Raw genomic sequence first — 20,084 nt, 5'->3', positions numbered from 1 at the left:
GCGGTGCCGGCTCCTACCAGGAGGGGAGGTCGGCGACCGTCGTCGTCGGTGGCATGGGGGTGGTCAGCCGGCGGTCGTGCGGCCCGTGGAGGACGCGGTAGGGCCGCCCGGCCGTGAGGTCGAGCTGGAGGCGCGCCTCGGCACGGTCGTACCGGTCGCCGAGGTCGTGGTCCCAGTCCCGGGTGAAGGTCTGCGAGTCGCCGGGCAGCGGGGTGAACTCGCCCAGGGCGATCCCCTCGGGGAAGTCGTAGAGGTCCACCCGCACGAAGGGGAGCGGGACGGCCCGGGAGAGGACCGAGGCGACCTCGACCATGTGCGCGAGGTGCCGGGGCACGTCGACGGACAGGTCGTAGGTCCGGCCCTGCTGCACCTCCCCGAGGTCGCCGCCGTCCGGGCCGATCATCCGCACCCGCGCCTGGGAGGTGTCGGCGTGGACGGGCATCCGGCGCACCAGCGCGAAGGCGACGTCGCCGTAGTAGCTGTAGATCTTGATGTCGTCGGGAAGACGCTCGTGGGCGCCGGGGAGGAGCGTCTCGGCGAAGAACGGTGCCCGGGCCCCACGCGCGGTGGCGTAGTGCTCGAGGATGCTCTCCCGCGTGTACTGGCGGCTGCCGTCGATGAGCTCGAAGCCGGAGGGCGTGCGCTGGAGGGGCAGCACGCCGCGGCTGGTGGAGCCACCGTTGCTCTTGAGGACGAACTCGTCCGGCAACGCGTCGAAGTCGATCTCCGCGACGGTGGGCCACACGCCGAGCACCTGGGGGGTGCTCACGCCGTAGCTGCGGGCGATCTCGTAGTTCTGCAGCTTGAGCAGGAGGTTGCGACGAGGGTGGTCCGTGGAGCCCGGCAGCGCTCCGACGGCCTGCTGGACGCGCTGCTGCTCCATGACCCGCACGTGCCACGACGCGACCTTGGGCCGGTAGCGCGGCGGCGCGGGCGGCGGCGGGGGCGGCGGCGGCTTGGCCTTCTCGTCCGCGAGCGCGAGCTGGAGCTTGTCCACCCGCCGCTTGAGGCGGCGGATCTCCGCGTCGCGCCGGGCGAGCGGCGGCAGACGGAGGATCTGACGACGAAGGGGCATGACGCGATTGTGTCAGGCGCTGGGCGAGGTCCGGCGCAGGACCACGGCGTCCCGGCTCAGCGGGCGCTCGAGCTCGAGACCGTCGCTCAGCGACCACCGCCGCAGGGCCTCGCGCTCGTCCGGGCGGTGCGCGTCGTCCATGACGACCACCGCTCCCGGGCGCAGCCTCTCCCGGAGGAGCGGGACGGCGGGGAGCCGCGCGAGCGGTCCCGTGCTCTTCGGCGGGCCGTCGACGACGAGGAGGTCGATCGACGACACGTCCTCCAGCCGGCCGGCGTCGTACCAGCGCATGGTGGCCCCGTCGACCTCGACGTCCACGAGCGGGGCGTGGCGGACCTCGGCGACGTCGAGCAGGCCGTGCTCGCCGAGCAGGGCGTGCGTCCGCTCCGCGTAGGCGGCGTTGTGCTCGAGCGCGACGACGCGGACGCCCCCGACCGCACGGGCGGCGTAGCCCAGCCACACCGTCGAGGTGCCGCTCCCGCACTCGACGACCGTCCGCGGCCGCTCGCGCTCGACGACGTCCCAGAGGCCCAGCAGCGAGCCGGCGCTCAGCGCCCACCCACCGACGGGCGGCAGTGGGACGGCTCCCTGCACCTTGGGCAGCAGCTGGAGGAGCGCCTGGACCTCGTTGACGGGCTCGTAGTCGAGGCGGGAGAGGCGGTGGGTCGTCTCCCGGTGACGGCCGGCGGCGGCCTCGGCCTCCTCGCGGACCAGCGCCCGCAGACCGTCGTCCAGCGCCGTGAGGCCCGCGCCGTGCTGCTCCAGCAGGTGGTGGAGGCCGGCCACCGACGACACGGCCTGCTCGACGGTGCCCTCGAGGCGACGCTGGGAGCGCGCCGCCACCTGCTGGCGGTGCCGGAGGTCGAGGAGCAGGCCGGCGACGTAGCCGAGGAGCACCGCGAGCCCCGCCAGCGCCCAGCCCGTGCGACCGGTCAGGGCGGCGAGGCCCGTGAGGACGACGAGCAGCGCCACGAGCGCGGCGAGGGCCCGCTGACGCGGGGTGGCGAGGGCCATGTGGGGGTTCCCGTCTACGGTGAGGGGCAGGCACGGCGATGCTAGCGGAGCGCCGGGCGCCGGGGTGGCCTGTGTACCCTGAGGCGGTCGTCCAGAAGGGGTCATCGTGAAGAAGCTTGCTGTCGCGGGAGCGGTCGTCCTGCTCCTCGTGGCCGGCGCGGCGGTCGCGTACGACCGCGACGCCGGCGTGGTCACCGTCCTCCTCCTCGGTGCGCTCGTCGGGATGGCGGCACTCGCCGCCGTGGACACCAACCAGAAGGTCCGGTGGCAGCAGCGCCACTTCACCCGCTGGCAGAAGACCTCCGAGCAGCGGCTCACCGCGCTCGAGGACGAGCTGCTGCGCCGCGGGGCGCACGTCGAGGCCGCGACGCGCGACGACGTGCTCGGCACCGTGCAGCTCATGCAGGAGCAGTACGTCGCGCGGCTGGACCGCGCCCAGGCCGAGCTCGAGCAGGCGGCGGCAGCGCTGCGTGCCACGACCGGTCGCTCGCGCACGGAGTGAGCCGGTGAGCCCGCAGGCCGACGTCGTCGGCGCGTACGCGTCCGCGGCCGCCCAGACGCCGCAGAACCTCGCGCGCGCGCTCGTGCGGACCAAGTCCCGCGCGGGCCGGGACGTGCTCGCCGCACTCGTCGGTCCCGTCACGGCCGCCCAGCTCGAGGACATCGGCCGCGGGTACCGGCAGGGCAGGGCCCCCGGTGCCGCGCTCGCCGCCCCGCTCGTCCCCACCTACGCGCGTGTCGTCGCGGTCCAGACCGGGGACCCGGCGGACCGGGAGGCGGCGCTCGGGCTGCTCCAGTGGGCGCTCGACGTGCACCCCGGCTCGCTGAACGAGCGCGACCGGGTCCTCCTGGCCCAGCTGGCGCTCAAGGAGCGTGACGTCGCGCTCGCCCAGGCGGCCCTCGACGCAGGGCCGGCCACGACGGGGGCGGTCGGGCTCCTCCGTGCCGACCTCGCCAACCCGTGGCTCCGGGACGGTCGTGACGAGGCCGCCTGGCTCGAGGCACTCAACGCGGGACTCTTCGGCCCCGACGTCGTCCAGGCCGGGCTCCTGCCCGACGGCGACACCCCCTTCGACCGCCTGACGACGACCAGCGGGCACCGGATCGCGCACGACAAGAAGATCACGGTCGTCATCAGCTGCTTCAACCCCGACCGGCACCTCCTCACCGCCGTGCGCTCTGTCCTCGAGCAGACGTGGCAGAACCTCGAGCTCTTCGTCGTCGACGACGCCTCGCCGTCACCCACCCCCGGCGTCCTCGAGGAGGTCGAGCGGATGGACGCGCGGGTCACGGTCATCCGCAAGGCCGTCAACGGGGGCACCTACCGGGCGCGCAACACCGCCCTGCGCCGGGCCACGGGGGACTTCTTCACCTGCCTCGACTCCGACGACTGGGCCCACCCCCAGCGGCTGGAGCTCGGCGTCCGCCCGATGCTCGAGGACGAGACGCTGGTCGCGACCCGCAGCCTGGGCGTGCGCGCCACCGAGGAGATGGAGCTCAGCCGGGTCGGCTACGGCGGGCGCTTCAAGGCCGCCTCCTCCCTCATGGTCCGGGTCTTCCCGGTCGTCAACCGGGTGGGCTTCTTCGACCCGGTGCGCAAGGCCGCCGACAACGAGTACGCGCTGCGCGTCGAGGCCGCCTTCGACGGCAAGGTCGTCGACGTGCCGTCCCACGCGCTCACCGTCCTCCTCGCCGACGCCGGCTCGCTCTCGGCGTCCGACTACTCCTCCGGCTGGCGCCACCCCGCACGCTCGGAGTACCTCGAGGCCTACTCCGAGTGGCACCGGCAGGTGGGCTGGGGCGACGCCGCGAGGTTCCTCCTCCCGCACGGTCCGCGCCCCTTCCCGGCGCCGCGCCGCTGGGAGCGTCACCCGCAGGACGGGGAGGCGGGACGGGCGCTGGACGTCGTCGTCCTCGCCGACTGGCGCGAGGACTGGCTCCTGCCCGCCACCCTGGACCGGCTGCGCGGCTACGCGGCCGACGGCCGGCGGGTGGGCATCGTCCACCACGAGTCCCTCGTCGACCTCGTGGCCGACGAGCGTCCGCTGGCGCGCCCGGTCCGCGAGCTCGTGCAGCGGGGCGCGGTCGAGCGCGTCTACCTCGACGACGCCCGGCACAGCGCCCTCACCGTCGTCGCCGACCCCCGTGTCCTCCAGTTCCCGCCGCTGCTCAGCCCGCGGCTCACGAGCGGGCGCGTCGTGGCCGTCGAGCAGCACAGCGGGGGGTACAGCACCGCGGACGTCACGCGGCACGCGCGCGAGCTCCTCGGTGCGGACCCCGAGTGGGGTGGGTGGCCGGACAGCCCCCTCCCCGCGCCGGTGCCCGAGGCTCCCCTCGCGTCCGGGACGGTCGACCTCGGTGACGCGCCGGAGGCCACCGGGGACCTCACCGTCGACTCCTGGCTGCTGCGCGAGGCCGCCGACGCCGAGCGAGGCGCCCGGCTCAGTGTCGTCCGCCGGGCGGGTGCGCCGGTCAGCGGCCCGGAGGCGCGCGAGCTGAGCGACGCGTGGGTGGCCGGCGCCGCGCCCTGGGAGGGGACGGCCGCGGACTGGCTCGACCGCTCACCCGGCGCCCTCGCCGTCGCCGTGCGGACGAGCGGCGCGCTGCGCGTCGTCGTGGCCGCCGGCGTCCACGCCGAGGCCACGGGGGACCGTACCGTCACGCTCGTGCCCGACGCCGCCGGCACCGGACCGCGCCTCCTCGCGCTGCGCGGCTGATGGACGGGCCGGCGCGGCGCGCCGGCGCCGTCCTCCTGGGTGCCGGCCTCATGCTCACCACGGCCGCCGCCGCCACGCCGACCGACGGCTGGGTGGAGCTCGCGACCACCCCGGCCCGCACCGACGCCCCGCTCAGCGGCTTCCTGCCCTTCGCCCCGGAACCGGGGGACGAGCCCGGCGGCGCCGACCCGGGCTTCCCGCACACGATGGAGTGGTTCTACCTCCCGGTCGCCGACGTCGTCACCGGCGAGGACGAGTACGACTGGTCGGTGCTGGAGGCTCGGCTCGGCTCGGTCGCCGGCCGGGGCCACCAGTCGGTGCTGCGCTTCTACCTCGACTACCCCGGCCTGCCGAGCGGCGTCCCCGCCCACCTCCTCGGGGAGGGCGGGATCGACCGGTCCCGGCGCTACGACGTCCACGACAACGACGGCGTGAGCTTCTCCCCGGACTACGACGACCCGCGCGTGCGCGAGCTGCTCACCGGCTTCGTCGCGGCCTTCGGCGAGCGCTACGACGGCGACCCGCGGATCGGCTTCGTCACCACCGGGCTCGTCGGCTTCTGGGGGGAGCAGCACACCTGGCCCCTCGACGGGGAGACCGGCCCCGAGAACCCCTCCGGCGAGGACTGGATGCCGAGCGAGGACACCCAGGAGCGGCTGCTCGCTGCCTGGGACTCGGCCTTCGACACGACCCGGCTGCTCGTCCGCTACCCCTCGGAGGCGGCGGGCGCCCACGCCGTCGGCTTCCACGACGACTCCTTCGCCCTCGAGACCCTTCCGACGGCTCCCTGGCACTTCCTGTCCCTCCTGGAGGCCGCCGGCCTCACCGAGCGCTGGCAGGGTGAGCCCGTCGCCGGGGAGCTCTACCCGGCCCTGCAGACCTGTGTCTTCTCCGTGCCGCTCAGCTGCCCCGACGAGGGCGGCGCCGAGGACGTCGCCGCCGCGATCGCCGCGACCCACGCCTCGTGGCTCGTCAACGACCGCGCCTACAGCGACGGCTACGAGGGCGCGGACCGGCAGCGGGCCCTGGACGCGCACGCCGCGCTCGGGCACGACGTCGCGGCCCTCGCCGTGCGCACCCGGCCCGACGACGCCGGCGGCACGGAGGTCACCGTGCGGCTCGCCAACCGCGGGGTCGCGCCCTTCTACGCCGACTGGCCCGGCGAGCTCGCCGTCCTCGACGAGGACGGCACGGTGCTGGCGACGACCGAGATCCCGCTCGACCTGCCCGCGCTCCTGCCCGGCGACGTCCGCGAGGTCACGGCGTCGGTCGACGGGGACGGCGCCCGGCTCGCGCTCGCGATCCCCAACCCCATGCCGGGCGGCGCCCCGCTGCGGCTGGCCAACGCCACGCAGGACGCGGACGCGAGCGGCTACCTCACCCTGGGTGACCTGCCGGCGCCCGAGCCGGACGGGCCGCGTGCCGGCGTCGCGGCCGCCGTGCTCGCCGGAGTCCTCGTCGTCGGTGCGGCGGTGCTCGGCCGCCGGCGGCTCAGCGGCCCGCGGCCAGCTTCCGCCTGACCCTGCCGAGCAGCCGGCGGACGCGGGCGCTCGCCGGCACCGGCCTGGCCGCGGGTGCGGCCTTCGGGGCTGGTGCTGCCGGCTTCTCCCCGAGCGCGATCATCCCCTGCGCGGTCACGTGGAAGACGGCGGGGACCACGCCGAGCGACTCGGGGCTCACCGCCACGGGCGCGGGCACGGTGCCCTCTGCGGTGGCGTGGGCGCGGCGCAGCACCGCGCGGGTCGTCTCGACCGTGAGGTGACGGCCGGGAGCGACCTCGGCGCGCACGCCGCCGCCCTCGCGGACGGCCTCCAGCGCCCGGCCCACCGCCGCGCGGTCGAGCTCGAGGCCCGCGCTCACGCGCGCGGTCACGGGGGAGGGGTACCCGGAGGCCGGGACGTCCTCGGTGAAGGCGACGCGGGCGTCGGCGGCGAGGTAGTCGTGGAGCCAGCGGGGCAGCGCAGCGGCACCGGGCAGCGTGACCACGAGGTCGGTGTGCTCGGAGGCGAGGAGGCTGTCGGTGGTGACCTGGACGTCCTCGGGCGCCGCGCCGTCGGTCTCGACGACGACGTGCACGCCGGGCACCGTCCACTGCCGGCCGGTGTTCTGGGGCCGGAACATCGGGATGGGGAGCAGGTTGGCGGCCAGGCCGGTGCGCTCGCGCTTGATCTCGTCGCCGCGGGTCGTGAAGTTGCGCGCGCCCTGGTGGTACGCGTCGGTCTCCCAGTCGGGGATGACGACGCCGCCGGAGGTGAAGGCCCGGTAGCCGAACTCGGTGTCGACGATGCCGCGCAGCCCGAGGGACGCGAAGCCCCCGGCACGCAGGTACAGCTCGCGGCTCACCGACACGTCCGCGCCGACGACGGCGACGAAGGTGTCCGCGACGTCGGTGCTCAGCTGGCCGCGCTCCTTGACGAAGACCTCCTGCCAGCCGTGGCGCTTGCTCGGACGGCCCTCGAGCAGGGCCGGCAGGCCGCCGCCCGCGACGGCCGTGGCGACGTCCTGCGGCGTGATCCCGTCGAAGTCGACGAAGCGCTTGCGGCCGAGGACGACGGCGTGCGGCGTGAGGTGGTGCCAGCGGGCGTGCGCCTCGAGGTGCGTCGCGCTGACGACCATGTCGGCGTCGAGGAACAGCAGGACGTCCGCCTCGGTGCTGCGCGCCCCGCGGTCACGGGCCCGCCCGGAGCCGTGCTCCTGGGCCTCGTCGACCCGCAGCACGCGGGTACCGGCCGGGGCGAGCTCGGGGACGGTCAGCGGGACGGGGGAGGCGTCGTCGACGACGACGACCTCGGTGAGCGCAGCCGGGTAGCTCTGCCGCGCGAGCGCGGCGAGCGTCCGGTCGAGGTCCTCCTGGCAGTCGCGCGCCGGGATGACGACGCACAGCCGCAGCGTCGGCTCGAGCTCACCGAGGGCGGGGACGGGAAGGTCCCGCCACTGCTGCCCGGTCACCGTGTACCGCGTCATGACACGTGCTCCTTCCGCAGCTCGGCCACCCGCTCGGCGATCTGCCGGGCACGGGCGTCGAAGGTGTGCTCCCGCCGGACGAGCTCACCGAGCTCGCGGCGTGCCTGCTGCCGCTCGGGGCTGTCGGCGAGGACGTCGCGCACGAGGGCGGGCAGCTCCGCGGGGTCCCGGTAGGTGGGGACGGCGTTACCGAGCACCTCGGGGATCTCGGGCAGGTGGTCGCTGACGAAGCGCGCCTCGCAGGCGGCGAGGTCGAAGAGGCGGTTGGACAGCAGCCCGTCGCGGCGCATGTCCTCCCAGTGGTCGTTGAGGACGACGCCGGCGGCCCGGTAGACACCCGGCAGCTCGTCGTTGGGCACGTTCTCGCCCTTCCACGCCCCGGGAGGGAGCAGCCCCTTCCAGCGGTAGCCGTAGACGGCGGGGACGATCCCGCCGTCGAGCGCGGCCGCCACGGCGGGGCGCGGGCCGCGGGCGTTGGCGACGGCGAGCACCTCGTGGACGCGCTCGGTGTCGGGCGGCCCGGGGGCGAAGCGGCGGTGGTCGGTGCACTGGAGGAGCGGCACGGCGGGCTCGTCGAGCTTGCGGCTCACCCGCTCGCACCAGCGCGGGGAGGCGCCGAAGACGGCGTCGAACTCGCGCAGCTCGGAGACGGTGACCTCGTCGGGGTGGCTGATGACCCAGATGAGGTTCACGTGGGCGGGGTTGACCCGGTAGGGGCCGCGGCCCCGCAGGACGAGGGTGACGTCGTCGAGGTGGGCGGTGTCGCGGTACCAGGCGTCCCGGCAGTCGATCGTCACCTCGTGGCCCAGGCGCTCGAGGGAGGCGCGCAGGGCGACGGCGAAGTGCCAGTCGCCCCAGCGGGCGCGCCGCGGCACGTCGGGCGCACCGATCTTGATCGCCCAGCGCAGGGGGCGCTCGGGACGGTCGTGGACGAGCAGGGCGCGCAGCCGCTCGTCGGGGTCGCGGGTGAAGCCGGCGACGGCGTAGCCGGCCAGGTCCGCCGGCTCGGCGCCGTCCCAGCGCTGCGCGAGACGGTGCTCGTTGTCGGCCGCCGAGACCCACCTGGTGGCGCGGGTCCGCGGCAGCTCGTCGGACGTGAGGGCGACGACGCTGGTGCCGGCGAGGGCGCTGGGCCGCCCGGTCTCGCGCGCGAGCCGGACCGACAGGTCCGGGCCGACGTGGTCCTGGACGAAGAGCGGGTCGAAGCCCTCGACGGCGAGGAAGTCGGTGGTCCGCACCGCGACGGCCAGCGGCGTGACGGCCGGGACCGTGCGGGTGCGGCGCAGCTCGGGGGCGTCCCCGGCGAGGCCGGCGAGGAGCGGGGCGGCGTTGCCGTCACGCGTGCGCAGCGCGCCGGCGGACCACACGGTGCCCTCGCGGGCGAGGACGAGCGGCTGGACGGCGCTGTGCGCCTCGAGGGCGTCGACGAGCGGGGTGTCCCAGCCGGGCTCCGGCCACAGCGCCTCGGGGAGGAAGACGAGGACGCCGCCGCGGGCGGCGCAGGCACCGACGTTGCGGGCCACCTCCACCGGCAGCTCCTGGCTGAGCCGCACGACGCGGACCCGCGGCTCGGACCACAGCGTGAGCTGGAGCTGGGTGGCGTCCCCGGCGTCGAGGCGGCTGTCGACGACGACGACCTCCACCTCCCGCTCCGCGGTCCGCAGCAGGCGGCGGACCGTCGTCACGACCGTGGCCAGCTCCTCGTTGGCGACGAGGACGACGGAGGTCAGGCCGGGGTCGCGCTCGGCGGCACGGGCGGCGTCCCAGTCGACGAGGCTGCGCTGGCGGATGAGGTAGCGGTAGCTGGCGAGCTCGTCGGTGGTGATCCGGTCGGTCCCCGTCTCCCACAGGTCGTAGCGCGTGGCGATGAAGGGGGCGAAGCCGAAGTCGGTGACCCGGGCGAGGCGGATGAGGTAGTCCCAGTCGACGTTGCGGCGCAGGGACTCGTCGAAGGCGCCGACCTCCTCGAGCAGGCTGCGCTCGTGGAGGATGACGATGCAGTCGATGTAGTTGCGCTCGAGCAGGGCCTCGCGGGAGTAGGGCATGCCGCGGAAGCGGCGTCGCTCCTTGCCGCCCTGCTCCTCGAGCCCCGACATCGCGTAGGCGGCACGCAGGCCCTCGCGCTGCACGAAGCGCACCATGAGCTCGAGGAAGTCCGGCTCCCACGTGTTGTCGGAGTCGAGGAAGGCGACGTAGTCGCCGGTCGCCGCGGCCAGGCCGGTGTTGCGTGCGGCCGCGACGCCCCGGTTCGTCTCGTGGGTGACGAGGCGGACCCGCGGGTCGCGCAGGAAGGGCACGAGCGCCTCGGGGGTGCCGTCCCTGCTGCCGTCGTCGACGACGACGAGCTCCCAGCGCGCGTAGGTCTGGTCGAGGACCGACTGGATCGACGTCGGCAGGACGGTGGCGCGGTCCTTGCTCGGCAGGATGACGCTGACCAGCGGCTCCTCGGCGAGCGGCGCGGCGCGCAGCCCCGCCTTGAACGCCGCCTCGGCCTCGGTGTCGAAGGAGGCCGCCTCCCGCGGCAGGTGCTCGTAGCCGCGGGTGGCCAGGATGCTGCGGGAGGCCGCGCGCGCCGCCTCGAGGAAGGCGGAGGGGGAGGTGAGCCCCGGGAGGTCGCGCACCGCCACGGGCGGCGCCTCGTGCCCGGCGAGGAAGTGGCCGAGCGGCCCGCCGGGGTGCCGGACGGACTCGCCGTGGGCCTTGGCGTAGTGGTCGGCCCGGAAGCCGGGGTGCGGCGAGACGCGCGCGCGGGCGCCCACCCGGAGGTAGTGGACGAGGGCCGGACCGCGGAGGGTGTCCGGGGTCTGCGGCTGCTCGACGTACCAGTCGGCGTCGAAGCACGGGTGGGGGGACCGGCCCTCGCGGTACCCCTCGGTGAGGTAGTGCTCGAGCGCGTCGGCCGCGCCGGGCACCTGCTCGCGGTACCAGGCCTCGTCGAAGAGGCCGCTGGCGCGCACGAGCTCCGCCTGGGCGGCCGTGCTGCCGTAGTCGAGCTCGTCCGGCTCCGGGTTGCTCGCCCTGGGGACCCGGCCCCCGAGCTTGGCGACCTCCTGCTGGAGCGTGCGGTTGCGGCGCTTGAGCTCCTTGAGCTGGGCGTCGCGCCGGGCGATCGGTGGGATCCGGCGAACCAGGCTCGTGAGCCGCACGTGGGGACCTCCGTAGACGACGGGTGATGACGGGCGGGACGCCTGCCACGACTGTACCGGGCGGCCGGATCGTGGCCCGGCGGTGCCGCGGGAAGGGGGCGGCGGCTATGCTTCCGACCCGTAACAGGACGCGCGGGCCGCCCCGGCGGCACGCTCCCGGGGAAGGACACCGCGATCAGCGCCACAGGCGAGTCACGGGCGGCAGAGCAGGCCACCACCGGCGCGCCCGAGCTCGCGGAGGACGCGCGCTCCGGGGAGGTCGTCGACCGGCACCGCCGGGCGGTGCGCACGCGCACGCGCCGTCGTCTCGCCCTCCAGGTGGGCTCCCTCGTCGTCGTCCTGGCTGCCTGGTGGGCGGTGACGGCCGCGGGCATCGTCCGCCCCCTGTACCTGCCGGGGCCCGGTTCCGTGTGGGAGGCCTTCGTCCGGGCCAACTCCTGCTACGAGGCCGGCTCCCGCGTGCTGTGCGGCGAGCAGGGCTACTTCATGTGGGAGCACCTCCTCGCGTCCTTCCGCCGGATCGGCGTCGGTGTCGGCGCGGCCGTCGTCCTCGGTCCGCTGCTCGGCTTCCTCATGGGGGCGAGCCGCTGGTTCAACGCGGTGACCGAGCCCTACCTCAACTTCCTCCGTGCGCTGCCCCCGCTCGGCTACATCGGCCTGCTCATCGTGTGGTTCGGCATCGGCGACATCTCGAAGTACTGGCTGCTGTTCCTCGCGGCGTTCCCGCCCATCGCCATCGCCACCATCAACGGCATGCGCGGGATCCAGAGCGACCGGGTCCACGCGGCGGAGTCGATGGGCGCCAGCCGGTGGCAGGTGGTCACCCAGGTCATGCTCCCCTCGACCATGCCCGAGATCCTCTCCGGCATCCGGATCGCCGTCGGCTTCGCCTGGACCACCGTCGTGGCCGCGGAGCTCAACAACGGCATCCCCGGCATCGGTGGCCTGGCCTACATCGCCGGCACCCAGCTCCAGACGGCGCTGACGATCGCCTGCATCATCGTCATCGGACTGTGCGCGGTGGCGCTCGACACCGCGTTGAAGTACCTGACCCGAGCGCTCGTCCCCTGGTACGGAAAGGCGGCCTGACATGGCGCCCCGACTCATCCGACGCTCCGCCGGCGTCCTCGCCGCCGTCCTCGCCCTCGGCGCCTGCGCGACCGCGCAGGAGGCGGCGCAGGACGCCGCCACCGACACCGCGTCCGGGCAGGGGGAGGCCTGCCCCGTCGAGGTCGACGAGAGCGTCACCGCCGAGGTGGAGATCGCCTTCCAGCCCATCCCCAACGGCGACCTCGTCGTGCGCGACGCCGGCTGGCTGGAGGCCTGCCTGCCCGAGGCGTCGATCAGCTGGAGCCAGTTCGCCTCCGGCGCCGAGGTCGTCCAGGCCTTCGGCTCGGGGAGCGTCGACATCGGGCTCGTCGGCTCCAGCCCGATGGCCAAGCTCGTGTCCCCCGAGGTGGGCATGGACGCCCAGGTCGTGTGGATCCAGGACGTCATCGGGGAGGCCGAGTCGCTCGTCTCCCGCACCGGCGCCCAGAGCCTCGAGGACCTCGCCGGGGCCACCGTCGCGGTGCCCTACGGCTCGACCGCGCACTTCTCCCTCCTCAACGCCCTGGGCGAGGCCGGGCTCGAGCCGGGTGGCGACCTCACCCTCATCAACCTCTCCCCGGACGCGATGATCGGTGCGTGGGAGCGGGAGGAGATCGACGCCGCCTGGGTGTGGAACCCCACGCTCGAGGTCCTCCTCGAGAGCGGTGAGATCGTCCAGTCGAGCGAGGACACGGCGGCCGCGGGCACGCCCACCTACGACCTCACCGCAGCGACCACCGAGTTCATCTCCGCCAACCCGGAGTTCATGGCCGTGTGGACGGCGCTCCAGGACGAGGCGGTGCGCGTGATCCAGGAGGAGCCCGAGAGTGCCGGGGAGGCGATCGGTGCCCAGCTCGGCGTCGCGCCCGAGGAGGCGACCGAGCTGCTCGAGGGCTACGTCTACCTGCGCGCGGCCGAGCAGGCCGGCGAGGAGTACTTCGGTGGCAAGCTCGGGGAGGACCTCGTCCGGACGGCCGACTTCCTCCTCGCCCAGCAGGAGGTCTCGCAGATCGCACCGCCGGAGGTGTACGAGCAGGCCGTCTACGCCGACGCCATCGACCAGGTGGCGCCGTGACCCTCACGCTCGACGAGGTGTCGCACCGCTACGTCACCGAGCGCGGCGAGGTGGTCCACGCCGTCTCCGACACCTCGGTCACCATCCCCGACGGCCAGTTCGTGTGCGTCGTGGGGCCCTCGGGCTGCGGCAAGACGACCCTGCTCAAGGTCCTCGCCGGCTTTCTCCAGCCCACCGGTGGCGGCGCCACCATGGACGGGGCGCCCATCACCGCGCCGTCCCCGGAACGCGGCGTCGTCTTCCAACACCCCAACCTCTACCCGTGGCTCAGCGTGCGCAAGAACGTCGAGCTCGGACTGAAGTTCCAGGGCGTCGCGGCGGGGGAGCGGGCCGCGCGCAGCAGCGAGCAGCTCGAGCGGGTGGGCCTGGCGCGGTTCAGCGACGCCCGGCCCTACGAGCTCTCCGGCGGCATGCAGCAGCGCGCCCAGATCGCCCGCGTCCTCACCAGCGACCCCGGCGTCATCCTCATGGACGAGCCCTTCGGTGCGCTCGACGCCCTCACCCGCGAGCAGCTCCAGGGGGACCTGCTCCGGATCTCTCGCGAGGGCGGCAAGACGATCTTCTTCATCACCCACAGCGTCGACGAGGCGATCGTCCTCGGTGACCGGGTGCTCGTCATGTCGCCGCGACCGGGCCGGGTGGTCCTCGACGTGCCCGTCGACATCTCCGGGACCCACGGCCGTGCCCTCGACGCGGAGGAGCTGCGGGCGAGCGAGGAGTTCCGGGAGATCCGCGAGCAGGTGGCCTCCGCGATCGTGCGCTGAGGGCGCTCGGGAGGGTGACGACCCCCACGCCCCTGGGTACTTGGGCCCGGTGGATGCCCCGGAGTGCCCGTGTACGATGCTTGTCGCAGATCGGCACACGCGGGTGACCCGCCGTGTGCCACGGTGCGGGCGGCAGGTTCGCTCCGGAACGTGCGAGACGACTTGGAGTTGCACATGACCGTGGACCTTGCCGTTGTGGGGCTGGGGTACGTGGGGTTGCCGCTGGTGTTCGAGGCGGTCCACGCCGGGATGTCGGTTCGCGGCTATGACGTGAACCAGGGTGTGGTCGACGGCCTCAACGGGGGTGTCTCGCACATCGACGACCTCTCCGACGAGCAGGTCGCGGACCTCGTCTCGCGTGGGTTCGCCGCGACGACGGACGCCGCGGTGCTCGCCGAGGCGACGCACATCGTCATCTGCGTGCCCACCCCGCTGGCCGAGGACGGTGGCCCGGACCTGGGCCCCGTGCGCGCCGCGGTGGGCGACATCGCCCGTCACCTCCAGCCCGGCCAGGTCGTCGTGCTCGAGTCCACGACCTACCCCGGCACCACCGAGGAGATCGTCCAGCCGATGCTCGAGGCCGGCGGCCTCAAGGCCGGCACCGACTTCCACCTCGCCTTCTCCCCGGAGCGCATCGACCCGGGCAACGAGAAGTTCGGCGCGAAGAACACCCCCAAGGTCGTCGGCGGCGTGAGCCCCGAGTCCACGGAGGCCGCGGCCGCGTTCTACGGCCGGGTCGTCGACACGGTGGTGCGGACCAAGGGCACCCGCGAGGCCGAGATGGCCAAGCTGCTCGAGAACACCTACCGCCACATCAACATCGCGCTCGTCAACGAGATGGCCCGGTTCTGCCACGAGCTGGACATCGACCTGTGGGACGTCATCGACGCGGCGAAGACCAAGCCCTTCGGCTTCCAGGCCTTCTACCCCGGGCCGGGCGTGGGCGGGCACTGCATCCCGATCGACCCGAACTACCTCTCCTACAACGTGCGCGCGCGCCTGGGCTACCCCTTCCGCTTCGTCGAGCTCGCCCAGGAGATCAACGCGACGATGCCCTCCTACGTGGTCAAGCGGGCCCAGGACATCCTCAACGAGGACGGCAAGGCGATGAAGGGGGCGACCGTGCTCCTGCTCGGCGTCACCTACAAGCCGAACATCGCCGACCAGCGTGAGTCGCCCGCCGTGCCGGTCGCCAAGCACCTGCGCGAGAAGGGCGCCGAGGTCGTCTTCCACGACCCGCACGTCGAGCAGTGGCGCACCAACGGCTCGGTGACCGAGCGTGTCGCGGACCTCGACGAGGCGATCGCGAACGCGGACCTCGTCATGCTCCTGCAGCACCACCGCGACTACGACATCGAGGCCCTGGCCGGCGCGTCCAAGCGCTTCTTCGACACGCGCGGCGTCGCCGCCGAGAGCCCGACGGTCCAGCGTCTGTGACCGCACCCGCACCGGCGGCAGGGGGGGACTCCCCCCTGTCGCCGGATGCCGCGGCGCAGCTCGCGGCCAAGTACGGACTCGAGCGAGGCGGGGTCCGGCCCCCGCTGGGGCGCTACATCAAGGAGACGTGGGCACAGCGCCGCTTCCTGTGGACGCTGTCCTCCGCGCAGTCCTACGTGCGCAACCAGGACAACTACCTCGGCCAGCTGTGGAGCGTGCTCAACCCGCTCCTCCTCGCGGCCGCGTACTTCCTCATCTTCGGCAAGCTGCTGGGCCTGGACAGGGGCGTCGACAACTACGTCGGCTTCCTCGTCATCGGCCTGCTCGTCTTCATGTACAGCGCCGGGACGATGACCTCGGCCTCCAAGGCCATCTCCGGCAACCTCAGCCTCGTCCGGTCGCTGCGCTTCCCGCGCGCCGTGCTGCCGCTGTCGGTGACGCTCACCGAGTTCATCGCCTTCCTGCCGTCGGTGGCCGTCATCCTCGTCCTCGTCCTCGTGACGGGGGAGCCGCTCACCGTCCACTGGCTGCTCTTCCCCGTCGCGATGGGGCTGATCGTGGCGATCAACGCCGGCATCGCCCTCATCGTCGCGCGGATCGTCCACAGCTCGCGGGACCTGCGCAACCTCATCACCCTCGTCGTGCGGCTGCTGCGCTACGTCTCCGGGGTCTTCTTCAGCATCACGACCTTCGCCGGCCACGGCCTGGTCGGGACGGTCATGCTCTACCAGCCCTTCGCTGTCATCCTCGACATCGTCCGGCAGTCCCTGCTGTCGGACACCCCCTTCAACCCGACGACGTGGTACGTGGCCCTCGGCTGGGCGATCGTGCTGCCGGTCATCGGGTTCATCTTCTTCTGGCGGGCAGAGGCGACCTATGGCCGTAACTGACGAGCGCATCCCCTCGCTCATCTCCTCCCACGTCGACGTCATCTACCGCGTCTACGGCGCGAAGAAGATGGGCACCGTGAGCGGGGCCCCCGGCAACGCGAGCCTCAAGCGGATGCTGCGCAGCCGCGGGTCCATCGGCGCCGTCCGCGAGGTGCACGCCGTCAAGGACGTGTCCTTCGTCGCCTACCACGGCGAGTCCATCGGCATCGTGGGCCGCAACGGCTCGGGCAAGAGCACGCTGCTCCGGGCACTGGCCGGTCTCATCCCGCCCACCAACGGCGAGATCTACACGGCCGGGACCCCCGCGCTGCTCGGCGTCAACGCCGTGCTCATGAGCGGGCTCAGCGGTGAGCGCAACGTGATGATCGGCGGCCAGGCGCTCGGGCTCACGCCCAAGGAGGTCCGCGCGAAGATGGACGAGATCGTCTCCTTCGCGGGGGTCGAGGACTACATCGACCTCCCGATGAAGGCCTACTCCTCCGGCATGGCGGCCCGTCTGCGCTTCGCCATCTCGACCGCGGCGGTGCCCGACATCCTCATGATCGACGAGGCCCTCGCCACCGGTGACGCCGAGTTCCAGGCACGCAGCAGGGAACGGGTGGCCGAGATCCGCGAGGCCGCGGGCACGGTGTTCCTCGTCAGCCACAGCGACTCGACGGTCCGTGCCATGTGCGACCGCGCCCTGTGGCTCGACAAGGGCCGCCTCGTCATGGACGGCCCCGCGAACGAGGTCTGCGACGCCTACCAGGCGGCGCGGTCCAAGACCGGCCCGAAGAAGGCGGCTGCCAAGAAGCCGGCCGCGAAGAAGCCTCCCGCCAAGAAGCCGGCAGCACCCGCGGCCGGCGAGCCCGCACCGGCCACGAAGGAGGCACCGGCCACCACGCCGGTCCCGGCGGACAAGCCTGCAGCGGCCGAGGAGCCGGCACAGGTGGACACGGCACCGCTCGCGAAGCCCGCACCGGCGCCCGAGGCCGCACCGGACGGCGGCACCACCGCGGCGGAGGACGCCTCGCGATGACGCCGCAGCGGCCGTCGGTCCTGGTGGTCACGGTCGTCCACCACCCGCAGGACGCGCGCATCCGCCACCGGCAGGTCCCCGCACTGCTCGCCGCGGGGTGGGACGTCACCTACGCGGCCCCGTTCACCGGCTACGGCCTGCCGCTGCCGGCGGACGAGGGGCTCGCCGCCGGCCGGCTGCACTGCGTCGACGTGCCCCGCGCGACCGGCCGCCGCCGCCTCGGCGCCCTCCGGCACGCCCGCCGCCTCGTCCGCGGGCTGGGCAGGCGGCACGACGTCGTCCTCGTCCACGACCCCGAGCTGCTCCTCGCCGTCCCGCGGTCCCAGCGGTCGCGCGCCGTGTGGGACGTCCACGAGGACACCGCCGCCGCGGTCGTGGCCAAGCCGTGGCTGCCCCGTCCCGCGCGCGCGCTGGCGGCCGCTGCGGTGCGTGGGGTGGAGCGCTGGGCGGAGCGGCACCTCACGCTCCTGCTGGCCGAGTACGGCTACCGCGGACGCTTCGCCCGCGACCACGTCGTCGTGCCCAACACGGTGCCGGTGCCACCGGACGCCTCCCCGCCCGGGACGGACCGGGTGGTCTACCTCGGCAGCATCACCCTCGAGCGCGGGGCGCGTGAGGTCGTCGAGACGGGACGCCTCCTGCGGGACCGCACCGGCGGTGCCGTCACCACCCACGTCATGGGTCCCGCCCACGGGCCGGCCGAGGCGCTCGTCCGCGAGGCGCACGAGCGTGGCGACGTCCACTGGCACGGCTTCGTCCCCAACGACCGTGCGGGAGAGCTGCTCGACGGCGCCCTCGCCGGTCTCTCGCTCCTCCAGGACCTGCCCAACTACCGCCACAGCATGCCGACCAAGGTGCTCGAGTACATGGCGCACGGCGTCCCCGTCGTCACCACCCCGCTGCCGCTGGCACGCGACGTCGTGACGACGGCGGGTTCCGGCGTCGTCGTCCCGTTCGAGGACCCGGCCGCGGCCGCCGACGCGGTTCTCGCGCTGCGGGCCGACCCGCGGCGTGCGGCCGGGCTGGGGGCGGCCGGCCACCGGGCCGCGCGCGAGCGCTACGACTGGGCCACGGTGAGCACGGACTTCGTGGATGCTCTCCGCGAGGCTCGCCGCCGCTGAGGACCATGATCTTCGGTCAACCCGTGGACACAACGTTGACGCCCCGGTCACCACATCAGTAGTGTGGCGAACGCAATAATGTCGTTGCGCGAAACTTAATGACGAGCCTCGGGCAGCGACAACCCGCCCACATGGAAGGCCTGCAATGAAGCAGCATGTCTCACGAGTACGAGCAGCGGCCCTCACCGCTGCGATCGCCCTGGGAGCAGGTGCCGTCGCTCCCTCCGCGATGGCCGACACCGAGGTCCCCGAGGACGACTACCAGGTGCTGGTGGTCGGCAAGACCCTCGGGTTCCGTCACTCCCACATCGTCCCGACCACCAACGCGCTCATCGCGCTCGGCGAGGAGGAGGGCTTCGACGTCGACGTCTGGGACCCCGCCCAGCCGGCGCTCAGCCTCGAGTCGACGCCCTTCACCTCGGCCGAGGACCTGTCGAAGTACTCCGCGATCATCTTCAACTCCCCGGTCGACGGCACGAACAACATGGATCCCGCCCGGCCGCGCCTGCTCGACGACAGCGAGGTCGCCGCCTTCCAGGGGTACATCCGCAGCGGCGGCGGCTACGTCGGCCTCCACGCCGCGACCGACACGCTCCACACGGTGCCCTGGTACAGCCAGCTCACCGGCGGCGGCGCGCGCTTCCGCAACCACCCGCAGCAGCAGCAGGCGACGATGCGCGTGGAGAACCCCGCGCACCCCTCGACCGCCGGGCTGCCCCTCGAGTGGTCCCGCTTCGACGAGTGGTACAACTACACCGCCAACCCCCGCGGGGACGTCCACGTCCTCATGACGCTCGACGAGTCCACCTACAACCCGGGCGGCGGGCGCATGGGTGAGGACCACCCGATCGCGTGGTGCAAGAACTTCGAGGGCGGCCGCTCCTGGTACAGCGGCGCCGGCCACACCGACCAGTCGTGGCAGGACCCGCTGTGGCTGGGCCACGTCCTGTCCGGCATCGAGTGGTCGGCCGGGCTCGTGTCCGGCGGTGGCGACTGCGTGACCTTCTCCGAGGTCGAGGGCATCCTCGCCGGTGCGACCGGCGGCGACGCCGGCGCCAAGGCGGACATCGCGGCGCTCCTCGCCTCCGCAGAGAGTGCCGCCGACGAGGGTGACCACGACGGCGCCCTCGCCTCGCTCCTCCAGGCCCGCACCCGCGCCGCCGGCGCCGGTGTCGCCGGCCTCGAGGACAAGGTCGCCGACCTCATCGTCTGGCAGCGTGCGCTGTCCGAGACCGGCGGCCCCAGCGACGCCGACGGCATCCCGGTCGACGTCTCCATCGTCGACAAGGAGGGCTCCCTCACGCTCACCGTCGGCGACTACGGCGACGGCGTCGAGCTCACCCCCGCGGGCGAGCGCCCCGACCGCTGGCGCTACACCGGCGACCTGCCGACGCTCACCGTGACCGACGGCCGCAACGCCGACCAGGCCGCGGGCGGCGGATGGGCCGCCTCCGGCCAGTCCACCGACTTCGTGTCCGACGCCGACGTCATCGGCGCCGAGAACCTCGGCTGGGTGCCGCGCGTCCTCAGCCCGCGCGACGGCGTCAGCGCCGGCCCGGCCCAGGCCACCGCGATCGACGGCGGCACCGGCCTGTCCACCCCCTCGCTCCTGGCCTCGGCCAGCAACGAGGGCCGTCGCGGCACCGCCGAGCTCGACGCACGGCTCGTGCTCGACGCCCCGGTCGGGACCGCCGAGGGTGACTACAGCGCGCGGGTGACCGTCTCGCTGTTCCCGGTCGACTGACCACCCCCCGGGGGGGGGGGGGGGGGGGGG

15 protein-coding genes are annotated in these 20,084 nt (G+C 73.9%); 11 read left to right on the top strand and 4 right to left on the bottom strand.

The genetic code is table 11. The features are described from left to right. Positions 1 to 13: 13 nt before the first annotated feature. Both H9624_RS12405 and H9624_RS12400 read right to left on the bottom strand, forming a co-directional pair. On the bottom strand, positions 14 to 1,075 hold the full coding sequence (locus tag H9624_RS12405) for an ATP-grasp fold amidoligase family protein (protein ID WP_251840202.1): 1,062 nt from the start codon (positions 1,073 to 1,075) through the stop codon (positions 14 to 16). Positions 1,076 to 1,087: 12 nt separating this feature from the next. Continuing rightward, positions 1,088 to 2,089, bottom strand: a complete 1,002-nt coding sequence (locus H9624_RS12400) for a class I SAM-dependent methyltransferase (protein ID WP_251840201.1) — start codon at positions 2,087 to 2,089, stop codon at positions 1,088 to 1,090. A gap of 106 nt (positions 2,090 to 2,195) precedes the next feature. Here H9624_RS12400 and H9624_RS16955 point away from each other — a divergent pair, with 106 nt between their 5' ends. From H9624_RS16955 to H9624_RS12385, 3 genes are read left to right on the top strand one after another with little or no spacing between them, the layout of a single operon-like run. After that, positions 2,196 to 2,591: a hypothetical protein gene (locus H9624_RS16955; RefSeq protein WP_251840200.1), complete on the top strand. Its 396-nt coding sequence runs from the start codon at positions 2,196 to 2,198 to the stop codon at positions 2,589 to 2,591. A 4-nt stretch (positions 2,592 to 2,595) separates the two neighbouring features. Then, entirely contained in the window at positions 2,596 to 4,806 is a 2,211-nt protein-coding gene (locus H9624_RS12390; RefSeq protein WP_251840199.1) for a glycosyltransferase family 2 protein, read from the top strand. Beyond that, positions 4,806 to 6,326, top strand: coding sequence for a DUF4832 domain-containing protein (locus H9624_RS12385; RefSeq protein WP_251840198.1), 1,521 nt, complete (start codon positions 4,806 to 4,808; stop codon positions 6,324 to 6,326). Before H9624_RS12390 ends, H9624_RS12385 begins: the two co-directional genes overlap by 1 nt. On the opposite strand, the gene H9624_RS12380 is transcribed toward H9624_RS12385, so the two are convergent. Then, complete coding sequence (locus H9624_RS12380; RefSeq protein WP_251840197.1) at positions 6,298 to 7,770, bottom strand: glycosyltransferase family A protein; 1,473 nt, start codon at positions 7,768 to 7,770, stop codon at positions 6,298 to 6,300. The genes H9624_RS12385 and H9624_RS12380 overlap by 29 nt on opposite strands. Then, positions 7,767 to 10,916 (bottom strand): glycosyltransferase, encoded by a 3,150-nt coding sequence (locus H9624_RS12375; RefSeq protein ID WP_251840196.1) that lies wholly within the window; start codon positions 10,914 to 10,916, stop codon positions 7,767 to 7,769. Before H9624_RS12375 ends, H9624_RS12380 begins: the two co-directional genes overlap by 4 nt. Positions 10,917 to 11,198: 282 nt before the next feature. Between H9624_RS12375 and H9624_RS12370 the strand changes: the two genes are divergently transcribed. The 8 genes from H9624_RS12370 (at position 11,199) to H9624_RS12335 (ending at position 20,054) form a co-directional block, all read left to right on the top strand. Next, a complete protein-coding gene (locus tag H9624_RS12370) occupies positions 11,199 to 12,005 on the top strand; it encodes an ABC transporter permease (protein ID WP_251840195.1) in 807 nt (268 codons plus the stop codon). A gap of 1 nt (position 12,006) precedes the next feature. Beyond that, the gene (locus tag H9624_RS12365) at positions 12,007 to 13,080 is read left to right on the top strand and encodes a taurine ABC transporter substrate-binding protein (protein WP_251840194.1); all 1,074 of its coding nucleotides are present in this window, start codon (positions 12,007 to 12,009) and stop codon (positions 13,078 to 13,080) included. Further along, positions 13,077 to 13,844 carry an ABC transporter ATP-binding protein gene (locus H9624_RS12360; protein ID WP_251840193.1) on the top strand — a complete coding sequence of 256 codons (768 nt, stop codon included), beginning with the start codon at positions 13,077 to 13,079 and terminating at the stop codon, positions 13,842 to 13,844. Before H9624_RS12365 ends, H9624_RS12360 begins: the two co-directional genes overlap by 4 nt. 174 nt (positions 13,845 to 14,018) lie before the next feature. Continuing rightward, positions 14,019 to 15,281: a nucleotide sugar dehydrogenase gene (locus H9624_RS12355; protein WP_251840192.1), complete on the top strand. Its 1,263-nt coding sequence runs from the start codon at positions 14,019 to 14,021 to the stop codon at positions 15,279 to 15,281. Continuing rightward, positions 15,278 to 16,171 carry an ABC transporter permease gene (locus H9624_RS12350; protein WP_251840191.1) on the top strand — a complete coding sequence of 298 codons (894 nt, stop codon included), beginning with the start codon at positions 15,278 to 15,280 and terminating at the stop codon, positions 16,169 to 16,171. Before H9624_RS12355 ends, H9624_RS12350 begins: the two co-directional genes overlap by 4 nt. After that, a complete protein-coding gene (locus tag H9624_RS12345; protein ID WP_251840190.1) occupies positions 16,158 to 17,189 on the top strand; it encodes an ABC transporter ATP-binding protein in 1,032 nt (343 codons plus the stop codon). The genes H9624_RS12350 and H9624_RS12345 overlap by 14 nt, the downstream gene beginning before the upstream one ends. Continuing rightward, positions 17,186 to 18,310 carry a glycosyltransferase gene (locus tag H9624_RS12340; protein ID WP_251840189.1) on the top strand — a complete coding sequence of 375 codons (1,125 nt, stop codon included), beginning with the start codon at positions 17,186 to 17,188 and terminating at the stop codon, positions 18,308 to 18,310. Before H9624_RS12345 ends, H9624_RS12340 begins: the two co-directional genes overlap by 4 nt. 145 nt (positions 18,311 to 18,455) lie before the next feature. Beyond that, on the top strand, positions 18,456 to 20,054 hold the full coding sequence (locus H9624_RS12335; RefSeq protein WP_251840188.1) for a ThuA domain-containing protein: 1,599 nt from the start codon (positions 18,456 to 18,458) through the stop codon (positions 20,052 to 20,054). Positions 20,055 to 20,084: the final 30 nt, after the last annotated feature.

The sequence above is a fragment of the Oceanitalea stevensii genome (genome assembly GCF_014837105.1).
Taxonomy (GTDB): Bacteria; Actinomycetota; Actinomycetes; order Actinomycetales; family Actinomycetaceae; genus Oceanitalea; species Oceanitalea stevensii.
Note: the sequence above shows the minus strand (reverse complement) of the source record. Positions and strands in the feature narration are given on the sequence as shown.